Raw genomic sequence first — 17990 nt, 5'->3', positions numbered from 1 at the left:
CTGTGTTCATCAGCATCAGAACAATCCATGTATGATACCCTGTTCATCTAGAGCAATATGCTCAGCCGCAGGTGTCTTAGGTAGTCCCGGCATTGTCATAATATTGTCTGTTTGAACAACAACAAAGCCCGCTCCTGCTGATAAGGAAATATCCGTTACATGGATGTTAAAACCTTTAGGCGCACCCAACAGTCGAGGTTGATCCGAGAACGAATACGGTGTCTTCGCCATACATACAGACAGATTTCCATACCCAAGTCGATAAATCTCCTTAACCGCCCTTTCAATCTTCGAACGAATATCCAATTCATCTTCATATAATGGTACAAAATGGGCTTTCTGATGATTCAAAAGCTCAACCAACTTCTCTGCAAGTTTCTTCCCGCCTTCACTACCCTCTGCCCATACATTTGAGACTTCTACAGGAACCCCAAGTTGGCAACAACGTTCCTTAACAAGATCTACTTCACCAGAGATATCATCTGCGTAATGATTAATAGCAACCATAACAGGAACCCCGAATTTGCGAAGGTTCTCGATATGTCTGTCCATATTAGATAGCCCTAACATAAGTGCATCTGTATTCGAAAGATTCAACTCATGGTTCGGAACTCCGCCATTATATTTAAGTGCCTTCACCGTAATAACAAGCACTGCTGCTACAGGACTAAGCCCCGATTGGCGGCATTTGATATCAAAGAACTTCTCAGCCCCAAGATCCGCCCCGAAACCAGCTTCTGTCACAACAAGCTTGGCTAGTTTCAAAGCCAAACGCGTTCCAATTAGACTACTACAACCATGAGCGATATTGGCAAAAGGTCCCCCATGAATCATCACTGGAGTACCCTCTATGGTCTGTACGAGATTCGGTTTTATCGCTTCCTTAAGCAGGACAATCATCGCGTCCACCGCACCTATTTGAGCTGCTATTATCGCTTCTCTTGCATGGCCATTACCACTGCCTAACCCTGTCACAATATGACGCAGGCTCCGATCATTCATATCCATGACTCTTTTCCAGACAATTCGTCCTGGATTCAATCGCAATACATTCCCATGAAACATATGGTTATCAACCATCGCCGATAGTAAATTATGTGCTGATGTCACAGCATGAATATCTCCAGTGAAATGTAGATTGATATCATCTGCCGGAACAAGCTGCGCTTTACCACTTCCTGTGGCTCCGCCCTTCATTCCAAACACGGACCCAGTGAAGGCTCACGAAGTGCCGCAATCGTTGTCTCACCTATCGCATTCAATGCCTGTGTAAGGCCTATCGTAGTTAATGTTTTTCCTTCACCAGCAGGTGTCGAACCCTCCAATAATCATCTTTATATACAAAGTATTATACCCGAATAAACCTTGTGAAAAATATATCAAACATCTCAATTCATCCTAATCTATCAAGCAGAATCGGATATGCACAAAGAAGAGGCCTAACAATCAAACCTGTTAGGTCTCTTCTTTGTACGTACAATTGATATAGGAGAACTTATGAGAGTAACTTCTTAATATCCGCAACCATGACTTCAGGTGAAGTCTTCGGTTCGAAGCGCCCCACCACTTCACCTTCACGGTTCACCAAGAATTTAGTGAAATTCCATTGGATAGCGCTATCTTCTCCCTCACCGGATTGTTGCTCCTTCAAATACTGAAATAATGAATGTGTTCCTTCGCCATTCACCTCAACTTTTGCGAAAATCGGGAAAGTTACACCATAGTTTACTTGGCAGAAATCTTCCGCCTCTTCACTAGTACCTGGCTCTTGCGCACCAAATTGATTACACGGAAACCCTAAAATTACTAAGCCTTGTTCTTTGTATTCTTTATAAATCTTTTCCAGATCTCCATACTGTGGCGTTAATCCACACTTGCTAGCTGTATTGGCAATAATAAGCACCTTACCTTTATATTGCTCTAAAGATTCCTCCTTGTTCGCAGGAGTCATTGCTGTAAATTCAAACACTGACATAGGTAGATCCCTCGCTTTCGTGATAATAACAGACCAAATTTAAAGTATCAATTTCAATCTATTTATTCATCATATAGGAAAAAGGTCTAGTCTCCAAATTAGCCTTCATCGCAATGATTGAACTAACTCAGATACTCAACCTCAATATATATCCTATTATGCTGTGCTTCTGATTAATTACCTGACGCTCTACGAATTTCATCTTTGTGTTGTTCATCTATATGCAAATCCACCTTTAAAGATTTAGAACGATTCATTTGGTCTAGCGCCATCGCTTGCCCAACCAATGCAAATGGTAGACAAAGTGGAAGTCCTGAACGCGGATCCTCAACGATATCAGCTTCAATTCCAAATACTTCACGCAACACTTCTGCTGTCATGACTTCCACAGGTGAGCCCGCTGCTATCGCCTTACCATGCTTAATAGCAATCATATGTTGTGCATATCGAGAAGCATGGTTCAAATCATGTACAACCATGACAATCGTACGTTTAGCTGTACGGTTCAAATGTTCTAGAAGATGTAGTACTTCCAATTGGTGAGCCATATCTAGAAATGTTGTTGGTTCATCCAGAAATAGAATATCTGTATCCTGAGCCAAAGCCATCGCAATCCATGCACGCTGACGTTGACCACCTGATAATTGATCGATAGGACGATCATGGAAATCAACCATTCCAGTTACTTCTATAGCCCATTCTACCATCTCTTTATCTTCTGCCTTAAGAGAACCGAATCCCTTCTGATAAGGAAAGCGACCAAAAGATACTAATTCCGTTACGGTGAGTCCTTCAGGAGCAGTTGGGTTTTGTGGCAATATAGCCATTTGCTTAGCAACTTCTCTTGTAGACTGCTTGTGAATAGATTTACCATCTAGCAGAACACTACCACCCTTAGGTTGCATAATCCGAGCCATAGCTTTAAGTATAGTTGATTTGCCAGAGCCATTCGCTCCAACTAGTGCTGTTATTTGTCCATCCGGTATTTGTATATTTAAATCTTCTACTATCGTACGATGCTCATATGCGATATCCAATTGAACAGTATTTAATCGAAACAACTCATCACCCTCTTCAGCCAAGGATATATTACTCTTATTATTATCATGATATTGAGAATCATTATCATTGTCAAGCATTATTTTTAATCCACTACAGAGATCACCAGAAAGGATTCATCCTCTACCTTCATAGGATGTTCACAAGGTTTAACGTTTCGATTATACGGGCATAGTGAAATATATCTATCTTTAGTCAGTCAGGAGCGTGTGCTTTTGTGAATTTCTTCAAACGAATATTGCAGAACAAGAAACAAGATACTTCAGCCCCTTCCACTCCGAAACTTGACGATTCATCCGCAAAACCTTCTCTTTCGCATATACTGTCTGAGTTTCAAGATTGTATCGATCTGACCCACAGGAATTATCCGGATATTGGGATTGATCTAATATATTTCAGTCATCAAGTGGATCAAGATAAGCTATATCGAGAAGTCATGCATCCCCTTTTAACCGTACAAAGTTTTGAGGATATCCCAACATTATTAGAGCAATCTCAGTATTCCTTAGTTACAGATGCTAAGGAATTGATTATCGGGATTTTATCTGGACGAGTAGCTACCTTCTTTCGGCAAGATGCTTATCTTGTGGATGTCTTTGGTCTTAAATCTCGTACTGTACAACCATCCGAAACGGAAACGGTCATTACAGGCCCACATGATGCTTTCACCGAACAAGCGGGCATTAATTTATCTCTTATTCGTCAACGAATAAAAAGTTCTCATTTGAAAGTAATTCAACTCTCCGTAGGGGAGGTAACCAAAACAAATATCTATCTTCTGTACATCAAAGATATCGCTAATATGGATTTTGTTAATGAAGCTATTACTAGGATAAGCAATATTGAAGTCGATTCCGTCTTCGATACGAATATGTTACTTCAATTCATAGATGATGACCCGTACTCCGTTTTCCCACAATTTCTCACTTCGGAACGTCCAGAGGCGATGGCATCGAAATTGGTTGGTGGAAGAATTGTTGGAATTGTGGACGGTAGCCCTTCGGCATTTAGTGCGCCTACCTCTTTCGTTGAGTATTTCGCATCTTCTGATGATTATAATCAACGTTGGTTACTTGGCAGCGCAAGTCGCTTATTAAGGTTCGTCGCACTCATTATTACGCTGTTATTTACTGCATTATACGTTTCAGTGACAACATATCATTACGAAATGATTCCAGAGAATCTACTTATGACACTGGTCGAATCACGGAGTAAGGTTCCCTTCCCTCCAATCTTTGAAGCATTGTTCATGGAAGTAACGATTGAACTTCTGCGTGAGGCCGGTGCCCGATTGCCTTCCAAGATCGGTCAAACCATTGGTATCGTTGGTGGTATCGTGATCGGACAAGCATCCGTGCAAGCAGGTCTGACAAGCAACATACTCATCATTGCAGTAGCTTCGTCTGCTATTGCATCTTTTGTTACTCCTGCCTATGTCATGAGTGCTTCCATTCGTCTTCTCCGCTTTGGTCTAATTCTTCTAGCAGGGATTTGGGGGAATTTCGGAATCGCTATCGGTCTTTCCGCCATCGTGATTCATTTAAGTGGTCTTACCAGTCTTAATTCTTCTTATCTCACGCCCATTGCTCCCTTTAAACCCGGTGACTGGAAGGATTTATTTATTATTGCGCCTTTTAGGTTCCTCAAGAAAAGACCTACTCAGGGCAAGCCACTTAATAAGGTTAAAAATAAGATAAGAAAGTAAGGATGGGTTGAATGAAAGAAAAATTATCTCAATTTCACGTAACTATACTTCTTTATATGACACAAACAGGTGCAATCATTATCACGCTTCCCCGCCTTTTAGCTCAACACTTTGGTACCAATGGGTGGCTGTCATTAATCCTAGTTTCTATTATCGTATCACTAAATCTTTTCTTAATCTCTGCTGTCTATCGGTTAGGAAAGGGGAAATCCATTCTTGATATCCTAGAGAAGTCCATTCCAAAGTTCATAATATATCCACTTTATCTCGCATTAATCTTTATATTTGCTATTCTCGGTTGCTTAGTTAGCAAGCAATACGTACTTATATTTAAAATGCATGCTTTCCCAACGACACATCCAATGGTATTTAAATTAGTGATTGATGTGGTTGCCTATTTTCTAATCATCAAGAGTATATACAATATAGCCAAGGCAGCGACCGTCTTTTTTTGGCTTATCATTTGGATGATAATATTACTGTTTTATCTTTATAGCGACTTTGAATTTTCAAGGCTAACCCCTTTTATTTTCCGCGAGGCAACTTTTACAACAAATGGTTTTTTTACAATTTTAATAAGCTTTTTGGGTTTTGAATTATGCCTGTTTCTCTTCCCATACACCAATAAACAAACAAAACTCATGAAAGCAGCCCAAGTCAGCAATATCATGGTTACTATCACATATTTATATACCGCTTTTATGGCTTTCGGATTCTATGGTCATGCACATTTGAAGAACCTTCAGTTTCCTCTCTTAAATATTCTAGGTTACATTCAACTCCCTTTTCTTCAGGGCACAGAAAATTTACTATTCGGCTTTATGTTGTTCTCCATCATTATCACATCAGGAATGTATTGGTGGGCTGCCAAGGAAGTGACTTACAGGATGTTTCCAATCAATCATAAGTTTCTCGCGTTAATTCTCCTGTCTATATCCTACTTTATCTCCTTTATTCCTGATTCTCTAAATGAAATAGATCGCTGGTTAACCTACTTAGGTTATTCGGAAGTGGTCATCTCCTTCGGGCTCCCGATAATCTTAATTCTTCTTCTACTTGTACAAAGAATGAGAGGTAATACACATGATTAATAACCGTAATATCATTTCAATTCTTATCTTAATCATTCTTCTTACAGGTTGCAGTGACCAACGAATTTTAGAGAAAGTAGGATTCACTCACTCTGTAGCTTACGATTTAGGTTCAGAGGGACAATTAAAAAGTGCAATTAGTGTTCCTGTCTCAAATCCTGATATCAAAACAAACAGAATTTTTCTAAAGACAGAATCTAAAAGTAGTAAAGGAGGAAGAATTAATTTAAATAAACAAACTAGTCTTACATTAGTTAGCGGACAATTACGGCTCGCTCTATTTGGTCAATCAATAGCAAGTAAGGAGGGTCTGCGGAATAACCTAGATACCCTAATGAGAGATCCCTCGATCGGAGATCGAATTAATATAATTATTGTCAATGGTGATGCTGGAAATTTGCTCGAAAAAAACTTTAAACAATTCCCACCAACAGGAAAATATATAGATCGCCTTATCCATAAAGAATCAGCGGGTCAAAGCATACCTAATACCACTTTATACACATTTACAAGAGATTATTATGATGATGGGATTGACCCTATTGCTCCCATGATTAAAGATGCCGGGGAAAGTATCCGTGTGGATGGCGTTGCCCTTTTTAAAGATGACAAGGTTGTGGGTAAGATTAAACCACAGGACTTAATGATATTTGCTTTTCTTCGAGGCAACCTACAACAAGGTGAACTCGACTTTGATTTATCGAATGATACTCAAGAAAGTCAATCCCTTACGTTAACTGCCATAAGCAGCAAAAAAAAGGTTCACGTTACTTATGATGATAATCAAATGAAAGTAATGATCCATGTAAATGTGCTAGCTTCCGCAACAGAGTACATCGGCGAATTAAAACTAAGTGATAATGCCGACAGACGTAAACTTGAGCAAGAGATCTCTGAAATAACAACTCAAAGGGCCCAACAAGTGATAAAATACCTGCAAGAAAAGAAAGCAGATAGTCTCGGCATAGGTACATATGTCAGAAATAGTATGCCTTACAGCAATTGGAGTAAATTAAATTGGCATGATCAATATCCCCTAGTAAACATCGAATGTCATATGCATATAAAGATAACGGATTATGGATTTCTACGATAATTCAAAAGCTGTGGCGATTAGACACCCAAAATCGATAGAATCCCCTCCTTCACTTTTTGAGCCATGATGGAGGTCTGTACCAGAGTTTATAAAATCCACTTTGTTATGTAAGAGTAGGGCCTGACGGCCCACGCCTTATCTTCACCACTTACTATTAAGAAGTTGATTGAGCCAACTTCACTAATAAATGCGACAAACTATGCTGTTCTGCCTTCGTTCCAACTTTCCAAAGCTCCTGTAAAAGCTTCTCCTCCCGGTTACGTGGTTCTTCATTTTCTGATAAGTAACCAGCAACTTTCTCAGCTGTAAGTGCTAATTGCTCATCATTAAGTCCAATAGATTTACCGAGGTTAATTCTGGTATTTAAGTAATTCCGAAAAAATTCAAAATCGGAGAGGATGTTATCCTTACGACTATCGCTAATCCTATCTATTACATCATCCACTTTATCCACATCCAATACACCCTCTTTATTCACTGCGTGATTATGTTCTGACATGGTACGCCTCCTTTGAGTTCCTAGCTCATTCAGTTGTTATCAAAGCCATTAGCAGATGAATCATTTAGTATTATCATTTGCATCTTGTTAGATCTTATTCCATATGTAATACACTATGATTTGTGACAAGTTTGCAACACAAAGGAATCAATATCTTAAAGTAGAGCATTCATTAACTTTATAAAATAGTAAAAAGTGCCGATATAAAGAATATGTATATATATCTAATGATCTAATACTTCAATATGTAATAATACGGAGGAACTAGTGTGGCAAATATTATCGTAGTTGACGATTCTCAATTTATGCGACTGATACTCAAAGAAATCATTACAGGTATGGGACATACGGTTATTGCCGAAGCGGAAGATGGCTATGAGGCTATCTTGAAATATTCAGAGCTACACCCTGATCTAGTCACTATGGATATCAATATGCCTAGAATGAGTGGAGTATCTGCACTTAAAGAAATTATAAAGATCGATCCATCCGCAAAAATCGTCATTTGTTCTGCCTTGGGTCAACAATCGATGATTACTGAAGCTATACGAGCAGGAGCAAAAGATTTTGTTGTCAAACCTATTCAGGAAAGCCGAGTGAAAGAGGCCATCCACAAGATCATAACCGATCAATAACAATTAGTAGCATCACCCTTAGTCGATTTAGCCTCCAAGAGGAGAAGGATACAGCCCTTCATTCCGGATCCATCTCTTGGAGAAATATACCGCAATTGCCTTTATACTAATTTTACTTACTAATGCTACCGCTGCTATCTCAACTCCACTAACACCTTTACCTCTTCTACATCCTCTATCTAACCAACATTTATACCTTCCAACAACACCATCGCCAATATTTCTACCTACTAAGACCGTTAACCACTACTATTTCCCATCCCATAAATAGTTCTCATTCCCTCGTTTGACTGTATTTCTTTCTACTCTAGAAGATTTGTTCAAACAAAAAAGAGGAGGAATCACTCCCCCCTCTCCTTTAATGAAACCTATCTTATTTCTTACGTGAATATCCTTTATTTCCACCACCACTTGGGCCTCTACTGGACGAACGTCCTGCCGAAGAACCATAAGCACTTCCACCGCGTGCTTCACCTCCGCGGCTACTTCCTCCGCGTGCTTCGCTTCCGCGGCTACTTCCTACGCGTGCTTCACCTACGCGGCCACTTCCTACGCGTGCTTCGCCTACGCGGCTACTTCCTCCGCGCGCTTCGCTTCCGCGGCTACTTCCTCCGCGTGCTTCACCTACGCGGCTACTTCCTCCGCGTGCTTCGCCTCCGTGGCTACTTCCTCCGCGTGCTTCGCCTCCGCGGCCACTTCCACCGCGTGCTTCGCCTCCGCGGCCACTTCCTCCGCGTGCTTCACCTACGCGGCTACTTCCTACGCGCGCTTCGCTTCCGCGGCTACTTCCTCCGCGTGCTTCACCTACGCGGCCACTTCCTCCGCGTGCTTCGCCTCCGCGACTACTTCCACCGCGTGCTTCGCCTCCGCGGCTACTTCCACCGCGTGCTTCACCTCCGCGACCACCAGACTTACTGCGGGAAGACAGCTCACCATCGCGGCTCCCTTTAGTTTTTTTACTAGAGGAATTGAATGTACTCACTTTCTTAAATTCAATCTTGCCATCATGATTCTCATAACGTAGCTTTTCAATATTATGACGGATTTCCAACTCGATCCGCTGTACTTCCGGCTTATCCTTAGGATCAGCTAATGTAATCGCAAGACCTTTATCACCTGCGCGACCTGTACGACCAATTCGATGAATATAGCTCTCGACATCTTGCGGAATATCGTAGTTAAATACATGTGAGATTCCTTCAACATCCAATCCGCGCGCTGCTACATCAGTTGCAACAAGAATGTGTAATTTAGCCTCACGGAATTTACGCATTACGGCTTCTCTTTTTCCTTGTGAAAGATCACCGTGGAGCTCATCTGAGTTATATCCTTTATCTTGTAATGCCATATTAAGAACCTTCGCACGACGTTTAGTTCGGCAGAACACTAGAGCTAGATAAGGGTTGTATTCATTAATCATATTGAACAATGCATCCTGCTTGTTTCGATCAGAACACTCAATAACGACCTGACGAATATTCTCAAGTGGAACAAGTGAATTCTCACCCTTAATGATAATATCTTCGGCATCGGTTGTGTACGCACCAGCGATTCTTTTGATCTCAGCTGGCATCGTCGCAGAGAATAACATCGTCTGGCGACGGTATGGAAGTGCTTGAATCAATGTCTCAACATCGTTCAAGAATCCCATATGGAGCATTTGATCTGCTTCATCCAATACCAGCATTTTTACGCCACCAAGATCCAATGTTCCGCGCCCTAAATGATCCAATAACCGGCCAGGTGTACCTATGATGAGATGTCTTCCACCTTCTAACTTACGTAGTTGTTTCTCAACATCTTGTCCTCCATAGACCGCAAGAATCTTCACATCTGTGTGTCTTGTTAACTTCCGTGCTTCTTCTGTAATCTGTAGAGCCAACTCACGTGTTGGAGCTACGACTAGCGCTTGTGGAAATTGACGATTGGGATCAATCTTCATTAATATTGGTAATAAGAATGCTAATGTCTTTCCTGTTCCCGTGCGCGCACGAGCAATCACATCTCGACCTGCTAACAATAATGGAATTGCTTCATGTTGTACCGGAGTTGGTTCTGTGATACCTTGATTACGAATAAGCTTGTCTAACTCTTCTGTAACACCTAAGTCATGAAAATTGGGCAAATCCTTCACCTCGTTCTATTTATTTTTAATTGGCAGTGCTGTTATCGTTCTTTATAAGTTACAACATACACAGATCATTTTATACGAAAACCCGACCTTGTCGTCCTTTAACGGACGATATCCGTCTCTGCAAGGAATATGTGGATACAGGATCTGATCATCATTTAACCTACCTATTATCTCAAGCAAAATTAACTTCCATGCCAGCCATTGCTCTGATAGTTATGTATGGCTGTATATACGTAAATCGCATAAACAACATTATCTCTTTAACATTGATAACCACGTCTTATATTGAACCTAAACCCCATTGTAACATGCCAACACGTAAGTAGAAACGGCTTTACCGTCATATTAGACAGCAAAGCCATTTCTACTTGAAATTCAAAGGTTCAGCTGAAATATATCCTAATATATTTCACGCTAGAACCTCCCTGATTTAAATATACCATACAACAACCACAATACCATGAGCAATGCGATGATGAATGCAATACCGATCACAGGCAGTTGCCATAAGATCGAAGCTTCGTTATTCATAGCTGAGCCAATAATAAGCCCCGCCATAATAATACTGAATGCCAGCAGAACAATACTTATCGATAATCTGTTGCTAATCTGATCTAGATGACGCATCATGGCACTCAGTTCAGGTACACTTATCTCAACTTTTAATTTCCCCTTACTGATTAGCGATGATAACTGCCGAGCTTGTCCAGGAAGATCCAATACACCTTCGAACAGACTGCCTAATCCCACGAACAACTTCTTGGTCAACTTTTCTGCACTATAACGTTCCTTCACAAGTTTCTTTCCGAAGGGCTCTGCCATATCAATAATACTAAGCGTGGGATCTATATTCTCAATCACACCTTCTATGGTCAATAAAGCTTTTCCAAGAAGCGTTAAGTCTGGAGGGATGATGATCTGATGTTGTCTAGCAACTCCGAATAGATCATTCAAAGCTTTTCCCATACTCATATCCGCGAAAGGGATATCATAATACTCCTCCTGCAAGCGTGATAGATCAGCTCGTAACGCAGATATTTCTCCATCATCCGGGAATAAACCAAGCTTTAGAATAGCGCGAACCATACCTTCACTATTTTTACGCATGAGCGCAATAATGAGTGACGATAACTGTTCTTTCATCTCTGTACTAATTCGACCTACCATCCCAAAGTCGATGAAGGCAATACTACCGTCCTTGCGGACTAGAATATTACCTGGATGTGGGTCACCGTGAAAGAATCCCTCTATAAATATTTGATGTAGCATCCCGTTGGTGATACGTTCAGCAATTTCCTTCAGATCATATCCTTCTTCAATCAATTCATGCTTGTTCCGAACCATGATCCCTTCCACATATTCCATAGTAAGTACACGAGATGATGTGAATTGCCAATAAATTTGGGGAATGTGAATATGACGGTTGTTCTGGAATTGCAGTGCAATTCTCTCTGCATTTCGGGCTTCCTGTGCATAGTCCAGCTCTGCCATAATCGACTTGGATAACTCTTGCACAATTCGCTTCAATTGGTATTGCCTCGCCCATTCCCAACGTTTCTCAATCACAACCGCAAGATCGCTAATAATATCAAGGTCGCGGCTAACCATCTTCATTACACCTGGTCGTTGGATCTTGACAGCTACAGCCTCACCAGTTGTTAACTTACCGAGATGAACTTGTCCAATGGATGCAGCAGCAACTGGATTATCCTCAAACCATGAAAAAGCATCTTCTACCGTTGTACCTAATTCTTGAGCTAGAATTCCCTTAGCTGTCTCTGATGAGAAAGATGGGACTTGTGCTTGAAGTTTGACAAGTTCTTGGATCAGGGAATCTGGAAGCAAATCAGCTCTTGTACTCGCAAGCTGACCCAATTTAATAAAGGTCGGACCCAAATCTTCAAGCACATGCCGAATCCTCTCACCTAACGATTTACTCTCCAATGATTCATGTGTGATCCACCGTCTCGGTAGCGTAAGGACCTGAAACAGTTCAATTTCTTCCACCATATAACCAAAACCATGGCGTATAAGCGCCATGGCAATTTCTCGATAACGTCCAGTATGTCTAATTCGTATAGCCATTATTCAGCCTTCGGTGATTCCAGCTCCGCGATTTTGCTCTCCAAAGCAGCGATCCGTTGCTCCAAGCTAGTCACATCACTACCTGTAGGTACATGAAGTTCTTTCAGAATACGATTTACTTGCTCATGAACGACAGTTTTGAACTGAGTTTGTTCTTCCTCTCCTCGTTCAATAAGGCGATTTACCAACGCCTTCGATTCGTTAGGAGCAAGCTCACCTCGGCTTACAAGATCATCTACGACCTTCTCAACCTTTTCCTTACTAACCACTGTGAGACCCCATCCTAAAGAAATAGCTTTCTTAAACAGATCACTCATGTGTTTACCTCCTAAAAGTTTTTGAGCATAGTCATCTTGGCTAACTTCGAAAAAGCTACTACGGAAGCATACACTAAAAGTTTTTGAGCATAGACATCTTGAATAACTTCGAAAAAACTACTACGGAAGCATTCCCTACGGCTATTTACATCTTCATTATACTATGAATAAAATATCATTATAAGTTAAGAACGTAATGGGCTCTAACGGGCTGTCCATTGTGCTGCTTGAAGAATAAGTTGACGTATTTCTGGTTGATTAAATGTAGGCACATGATGTCCTGGCATCAAGAATGTAACTCGGCCTAGTCCATACGTAAGACTCCAAGCGGCTGGATACCATTCATCGTCCATTTGATACTCCAATAGAACTTGTTTCTCTGTGAAGGGATCAAATTCAAATTGATATGGCTCTTCTTCTAATTCAAAAGGTTGTATGCCTTCTGTTATAACATGGTCATTCCCTGTCGCCCGGAAGGATAGAGATTGATAGGGTGGATGACCGTTAAATTTCCCACCTATTAACTGTGCAAGTTCGAATCGATCCTCGAGAGATATCCCATTATGGATAACGAATAGCCCTCCACCCTGACTAACATAAGACAACAAATCCGCTGTTTGCCTAGGAGAGACCTTCTCATCCCATAAATCAAGATAGGAAATACAGAGATCGAACTGCTTAATATTGCTAGTTAGGAGCATATTCTTATTCTCGCTACATTGAACTGTCATCACATCGTTTAATATATGACTAATCTGCGCATCCACCCCTTGTAACGGATGAAATTTAGGATGTGTGTAATCTCCAAGTAACAGACATTTCTTTTGAATATTTGTGTTCATTTATTTATTCCTCCTCATGTTACCAGGAAAGGAACTGACCCTTATAATCCACAAAGGCAGCTTGCTCACCCTTAAATTCCTCGCTTCTTAAAATAAGCTGTATAATATGCATGGCTGATTACTCAACAGTTAACAAGGCATCTTCATCTCGTTTACTGCGCATATATGTCTGTACCCATCCTGGATGAATAACAAGAACTTGACCACTAAATTCTTTAATACCATTATGAATCAGTTGGGACTCCATATTCAATGCTGATTTGGACATGCAGTATGCGAACCAGCTACTCCGACCACTTGACTATCCTCATATCCGATATCTAACTCAATCACATGCAGCGTCTACGGATATTGTTCCTTCAACCGATCCAGAGCATCCAAATCTCTGAGAAATTTGCCATCATACACCGTAACTCCATATTGTAATAATTCCCGAACAAGACTTAGACCTATACCTCGGTCTGCGCCAGTCATACATGCCGTTCTTAACATGCACGCTCCTCCTGTTCATTCTGTCTATTGTTTATAGCATTCCACATACAGTATAAAAAACCCTTTTCATATCACGATATACTAAATTATGTATCTATAGAACAAATAATCTACAATATTTTAAAACATCAGACGCCACAAGCAGAACCGGATATGCGCCCTTGCTCAACGAATTCATCCTTTTAAAAACACAAAATGGCACAACTATGTTAGTCGCACCATTTTAAAACATTATGCTCTATTAGAGTTTGTTAGGTTCACCTGATGCGGCAATTTCATTGTTGACTTGTGATACGAAATAACGACCTAACGTTACCATCATACTCCCCATACGTTCTTCTTCAGGAGCGATAACACGTTCTACTCCTTCTTCCAACAACACCTGAGCGGTCACTTTCCCTACAGCTACAGCAACAACTGGCCCTGCAAATGCCTTGAGTAATTCCTTCATCTTATCTTGTTTATGAGCATACTCGACTAAGAAATGAAATTGAGGTGCACTTGTGAAAGTAACAGCATCTACATTAGCTTGTATAATATCATTCAGGAGTTGTTCTAAATGCTGCTCTTCTGGTTGTACATGACGATAGGGTAATAATGGGGTTACTATCGCTCCTTGTTCTTGGAGCCACTTTGTAAGTTTAGGTGCTGATTCACCATGCAGTTGCAGAATGATGTTAGCTCCACTTAGATGATGGGTTTGAAAAGAACGAATCAGTCCGGCACTACTTCCATCATCATCTCTAACGATCGGCGACAATTGACGCTTCTTCAAAGCATTCACCGTCTTATACCCTCGCGCCGCTATAGAGGACTTCGATAGGATATCTAATAACTTCTCTGCTACACCCATATCCTCAGCGACATTGAATATAGCTTCTAGGCCCATACCTGTAGTAAGAATTACCCATTGCGGAGGGTTCTGAATCCATGAGAGTAACCCTTCACGAAGCTTCTCATCGTCTAGAAATACCGTTCCCTGTGCAGGGCGATGAACCGGAGTTCCTCCCATATTCTCTACTAACTTGGACATTTCATCAACTTTACGTGAAGCAGCGATAGCAACGGTTTTCCCCTTCATATTCTGAGCCATAATATCATCTCTCCTCGTCTACTTTACTGAAAGTATAGCAAGCTATACCATTGCCGACACATCATTTTTTGTTTGATTATACCATCTTTACCCTTGTGTGTTTATTGTTTCGTGGAAGTATTCATGGACAAAGTGCGATTAACCTGCCAATTGGGGTTGTTTCCACTCATGATTAATTGAGGATCAGACAAGTAGAAAAAACCGCTACAGCTGACATGATGTCAACGGTAACGGTTCATCTGCACATCTTTATAGTCTATTGTCAGAATCTATCGGGGCATCAATATCACGATCAGGAGTCAACATAGTTTCTTTGTTCTTACGTTTTTTGAACAAATATCTGAATAATCCACCAATAGCTACAACTATAATAATTCCAAATTTTTTGAGCAATACGACCAGCATGGCAATTAATCCAACCTTCTTCGCCACGACCACACCAGCACCACCAACAATAAGTCCTGTAAGGCCCATTTCAGCTAACTTATCCGTCGATTCATCGAAGTCCGTATACCCTTCACCTGTATTTACTGAAAAATTTGATAATACGAGATTCTCAAATGACTTCCGATCTTCATCCATATGCTCAGGGTCCGTTACTAGTATAGCCGAGATATATCCCTCTCTCGTCAATATACGAACATTATAATTGATGAGCGGTTGGTTATTAATATCATGAGCAAGCAATGACCATTTCAAATTATGTAGGTTGTCATCGTAAGTTGGAGGAACATCCCATCCATCCACGAACAGGTGATTGTCCTCTGTCGTTTCCTTGTTAGCTGCTTCTGTTCCTTCTTTATAGCTTTTTAGTAATGCATCTGCATCGATATCATTCTTCTCAGCATCATCAATATGACCGACTTCATCATAATCAAAGAACACGGCCCATGTTTCATTCTCATCCATTGGATACACAGAGCCAATCTCTTTATAGCTTGGCACCCCACCGTAGGACAACTCATGGGCTAACGTATTGTCCTTATCAAGGAATACTAGACCTGTCTGTAACTTAAGCGTTGCTATGGATCCGAGACCCACTTCCTGACCTGAACCCTCAACCCAATTCAGCTCTGTACTCTCTGTAATCTCTGTACTTTCTGCACTTGTTGCACTTACAACCTCTGTAAAGCTCATCATTGCACATAATACCAGAATGAAAGCCACCATCAAGTTAAAGCCCTTTTGTTCTTTTCTAACTCTTCTAGACCTATGAGTCACCATAATATTTCTCCCCTAATTGTTATTTACTAGACGAAATGTCGCGTCTTCATTCAGATGAGTTGACATTTCGCCACTTACAATAAATAACTATCGGAGAAACCATTACAAAAGTGAACGTAAATGGAATAAATGATTCCTTATACCCATATGAGGGATTATTTGTATTGGACTTTGTTACCTTTTCGCTGCTACACTAACCACACCATATTTATAGAGCACCTTCTTCCCGAACCAACCGAATAGGCGATCGGTGAAAAAACCCATACACCCTAGGCAAAATAGACCAACAAAGATCCAATCTGTACGGAAGAACAATCGTGAGTTCCAAATCAAGTAACCTACTCCTTCATTAGATGCGATCATCTCTGCACCAATAATAGCCATATAAGAGGTTCCCATCGCTAGGCGAACGCCGGTAAAAATATAAGGCACCGTTGCTGGAACGATGACATGTATCAGAATCTGCCACTCGTTCGCTCCCATACTGCGGGCTGAACGGATTTTATCCTCCTCCACCGACATCACACCTGTTAAAACATTCAATATGACGATGAAAAAGGTAGCGTACATAATAAGTGCGATCTTGGATTGTTCTCCAATGCCGAACCACACTAGAAATAGAGTGATAAAAGCAATCGGCGGGATAAAGCGGATAAAGTTCAGAAACGGTTCGGCAAAAATACGAATGACATACACTTTCCCAATAATGAGCCCTATCGGAATTGCAATTAAGCTACCTAATACCCAACCGATCAGTACACGGTAAAAACTAATACCGATATATTGCATCAAGGTGCCATCCGCAAGTAACTCTTGCCCACCCTTCAGTGTATTCCACGGACCGGGAATCACATCAGATCCATAAACGATGGCCCCTAATTGCCAAATGCACAGTACAGCAATCCACAACAACGATACAGAAACCCATTTCTTCTCTATCCATTTCATCATATACCTCACCTAATCCTGTTCTTCGAAATGACCCTGAATGGTATTGTACAAGCTGTTGAACTCTTGTGAAGCTACATCTCTTGGATATGACAAGCGATTATCATAGATACTCGTAATGTTCGATGATGGCCCCACCGACATAATTCCGATTCGTTCTCCCAATAGAAGTGCCTCTTGTATATCATGGGTAACAAAAATCACGGTCTTATGTGTTTCACGCCAAATACTCACGAGTTCCTTCTGCATCGTCCGACGAGTCATTGCATCCAGAGCACCAAACGGCTCATCCATGAGTAGAATCGCTGGATCGTTGGCAAGCACACGTGCCAACTGCACACGCTGTTTCATACCTCCTGATAGTTCCTTCGGATACTTATCTTCATGTCCAACTAGACCAACAAGCTTGATATACCGATCAGAGATGACACGTCGTTCTTGTTTCGGTGTCTTCTTCATTCGTAAGCCGAATTCTACATTCTGACGTACCGTTAACCAAGGAAATAAAGAAGAATCTGCTTGCTGGAAAACAACCGCACGATCTCTACCTGGTTTATTCACTTCTTCATTATTCACTCGTAGATTCCCACTGGACTTGGAGATAAATCCTGCAATCATGTTGAGTAGTGTCGACTTTCCGCATCCGCTTGGTCCGAGTAGAATAAAAAATTCGCCACCCTTAATGACCAAATTCACGTCTTTGAGAATGTAATGCACGTCACCTACATTAGGCTCAGTATAGCTTTTACGTAACTGCTCGATATGAATGGTATTCTGCTTAACAAGTAGATTCAT

At 41.0% G+C, this 17990-nt stretch carries 17 protein-coding genes and 1 pseudogene; 4 read left to right on the top strand and 14 right to left on the bottom strand.

Annotation, left to right across the window (positions count from 1 at the left end):
• Positions 1-15: 15 nt before the first annotated feature.
• From LPB68_RS13670 to LPB68_RS13660, 3 genes and pseudogenes are all read right to left on the bottom strand, one after another.
• A pseudogene (locus LPB68_RS13670) lies at positions 16-1313 on the bottom strand (formate--tetrahydrofolate ligase); the annotation flags it as partial.
• Between the two features lie 182 nt (positions 1314-1495).
• The gene (locus LPB68_RS13665) at positions 1496-1975 is read right to left on the bottom strand and encodes a glutathione peroxidase (protein WP_068660308.1); all 480 of its coding nucleotides are present in this window, start codon (positions 1973-1975) and stop codon (positions 1496-1498) included.
• A 173-nt stretch (positions 1976-2148) separates the two neighbouring features.
• Complete coding sequence (locus LPB68_RS13660) at positions 2149-3036, bottom strand: ABC transporter ATP-binding protein (RefSeq protein WP_068660933.1); 888 nt, start codon at positions 3034-3036, stop codon at positions 2149-2151.
• Positions 3037-3251: 215 nt separating this feature from the next.
• Between LPB68_RS13660 and LPB68_RS13655 the strand changes: the two genes are divergently transcribed.
• From LPB68_RS13655 to LPB68_RS13645, 3 genes are read left to right on the top strand one after another with little or no spacing between them, the layout of a single operon-like run.
• Positions 3252-4739 carry a spore germination protein gene (locus tag LPB68_RS13655; RefSeq protein ID WP_082865789.1) on the top strand — a complete coding sequence of 496 codons (1488 nt, stop codon included), beginning with the start codon at positions 3252-3254 and terminating at the stop codon, positions 4737-4739.
• An 11-nt stretch (positions 4740-4750) separates the two neighbouring features.
• Positions 4751-5830, top strand: coding sequence for a GerAB/ArcD/ProY family transporter (locus LPB68_RS13650; protein WP_068660310.1), 1080 nt, complete (start codon positions 4751-4753; stop codon positions 5828-5830).
• Positions 5823-6926, top strand: a complete 1104-nt coding sequence (locus LPB68_RS13645; RefSeq protein WP_068660312.1) for a Ger(x)C family spore germination protein — start codon at positions 5823-5825, stop codon at positions 6924-6926. Before LPB68_RS13650 ends, LPB68_RS13645 begins: the two co-directional genes overlap by 8 nt.
• Before the next feature lie 154 nt (positions 6927-7080).
• Here LPB68_RS13645 and LPB68_RS13640 read toward each other — a convergent pair whose 3' ends face one another.
• Complete coding sequence (locus LPB68_RS13640; RefSeq protein WP_068660314.1) at positions 7081-7425, bottom strand: DUF3243 family protein; 345 nt, start codon at positions 7423-7425, stop codon at positions 7081-7083.
• 269 nt (positions 7426-7694) lie between these two features.
• On the opposite strand from LPB68_RS13640, the gene LPB68_RS13635 reads away from it, so the two are divergent.
• On the top strand, positions 7695-8060 hold the full coding sequence (locus tag LPB68_RS13635) for a response regulator (protein WP_068660316.1): 366 nt from the start codon (positions 7695-7697) through the stop codon (positions 8058-8060).
• A 373-nt stretch (positions 8061-8433) separates the two neighbouring features.
• Here LPB68_RS13635 and LPB68_RS13630 read toward each other — a convergent pair whose 3' ends face one another.
• From LPB68_RS13630 to LPB68_RS13595, 10 genes are all read right to left on the bottom strand, one after another.
• A complete protein-coding gene (locus LPB68_RS13630; protein ID WP_071193211.1) occupies positions 8434-10185 on the bottom strand; it encodes a DEAD/DEAH box helicase in 1752 nt (583 codons plus the stop codon).
• A 423-nt stretch (positions 10186-10608) separates the two neighbouring features.
• Positions 10609-12279, bottom strand: a complete 1671-nt coding sequence (locus LPB68_RS13625) for an ABC1 kinase family protein (protein ID WP_068660320.1) — start codon at positions 12277-12279, stop codon at positions 10609-10611.
• Entirely contained in the window at positions 12279-12596 is a 318-nt protein-coding gene (locus LPB68_RS13620; RefSeq protein ID WP_068660321.1) for a phasin family protein, read from the bottom strand. The genes LPB68_RS13625 and LPB68_RS13620 overlap by 1 nt, the downstream gene beginning before the upstream one ends.
• A gap of 203 nt (positions 12597-12799) precedes the next feature.
• A complete protein-coding gene (locus LPB68_RS13615; protein ID WP_068660323.1) occupies positions 12800-13438 on the bottom strand; it encodes a ThuA domain-containing protein in 639 nt (212 codons plus the stop codon).
• Positions 13439-13556: 118 nt separating this feature from the next.
• Positions 13557-13706: a hypothetical protein gene (locus tag LPB68_RS22835; RefSeq protein WP_157756224.1), complete on the bottom strand. Its 150-nt coding sequence runs from the start codon at positions 13704-13706 to the stop codon at positions 13557-13559.
• A 74-nt stretch (positions 13707-13780) separates the two neighbouring features.
• On the bottom strand, positions 13781-13930 hold the full coding sequence (locus LPB68_RS22830; RefSeq protein ID WP_157756225.1) for a hypothetical protein: 150 nt from the start codon (positions 13928-13930) through the stop codon (positions 13781-13783).
• A 241-nt stretch (positions 13931-14171) separates the two neighbouring features.
• Complete coding sequence (locus LPB68_RS13610) at positions 14172-15023, bottom strand: uroporphyrinogen-III synthase (protein WP_068660326.1); 852 nt, start codon at positions 15021-15023, stop codon at positions 14172-14174.
• Positions 15024-15272: 249 nt separating this feature from the next.
• Positions 15273-16247 carry a DUF2167 domain-containing protein gene (locus tag LPB68_RS13605; protein WP_099458714.1) on the bottom strand — a complete coding sequence of 325 codons (975 nt, stop codon included), beginning with the start codon at positions 16245-16247 and terminating at the stop codon, positions 15273-15275.
• A gap of 174 nt (positions 16248-16421) precedes the next feature.
• Positions 16422-17195, bottom strand: coding sequence for an ABC transporter permease (locus LPB68_RS13600; RefSeq protein WP_068660328.1), 774 nt, complete (start codon positions 17193-17195; stop codon positions 16422-16424).
• 12 nt (positions 17196-17207) lie between these two features.
• Positions 17208-17990, bottom strand: a complete 783-nt coding sequence (locus LPB68_RS13595) for an ABC transporter ATP-binding protein (RefSeq protein ID WP_068660330.1) — start codon at positions 17988-17990, stop codon at positions 17208-17210.

It is taken from the genome of Paenibacillus crassostreae (assembly GCF_001857945.1).
Taxonomy (GTDB): Bacteria; Bacillota; Bacilli; order Paenibacillales; family Paenibacillaceae; genus Paenibacillus_AQ; species Paenibacillus_AQ crassostreae.
This window is presented reverse-complemented; position numbering and strand designations above follow the sequence as displayed.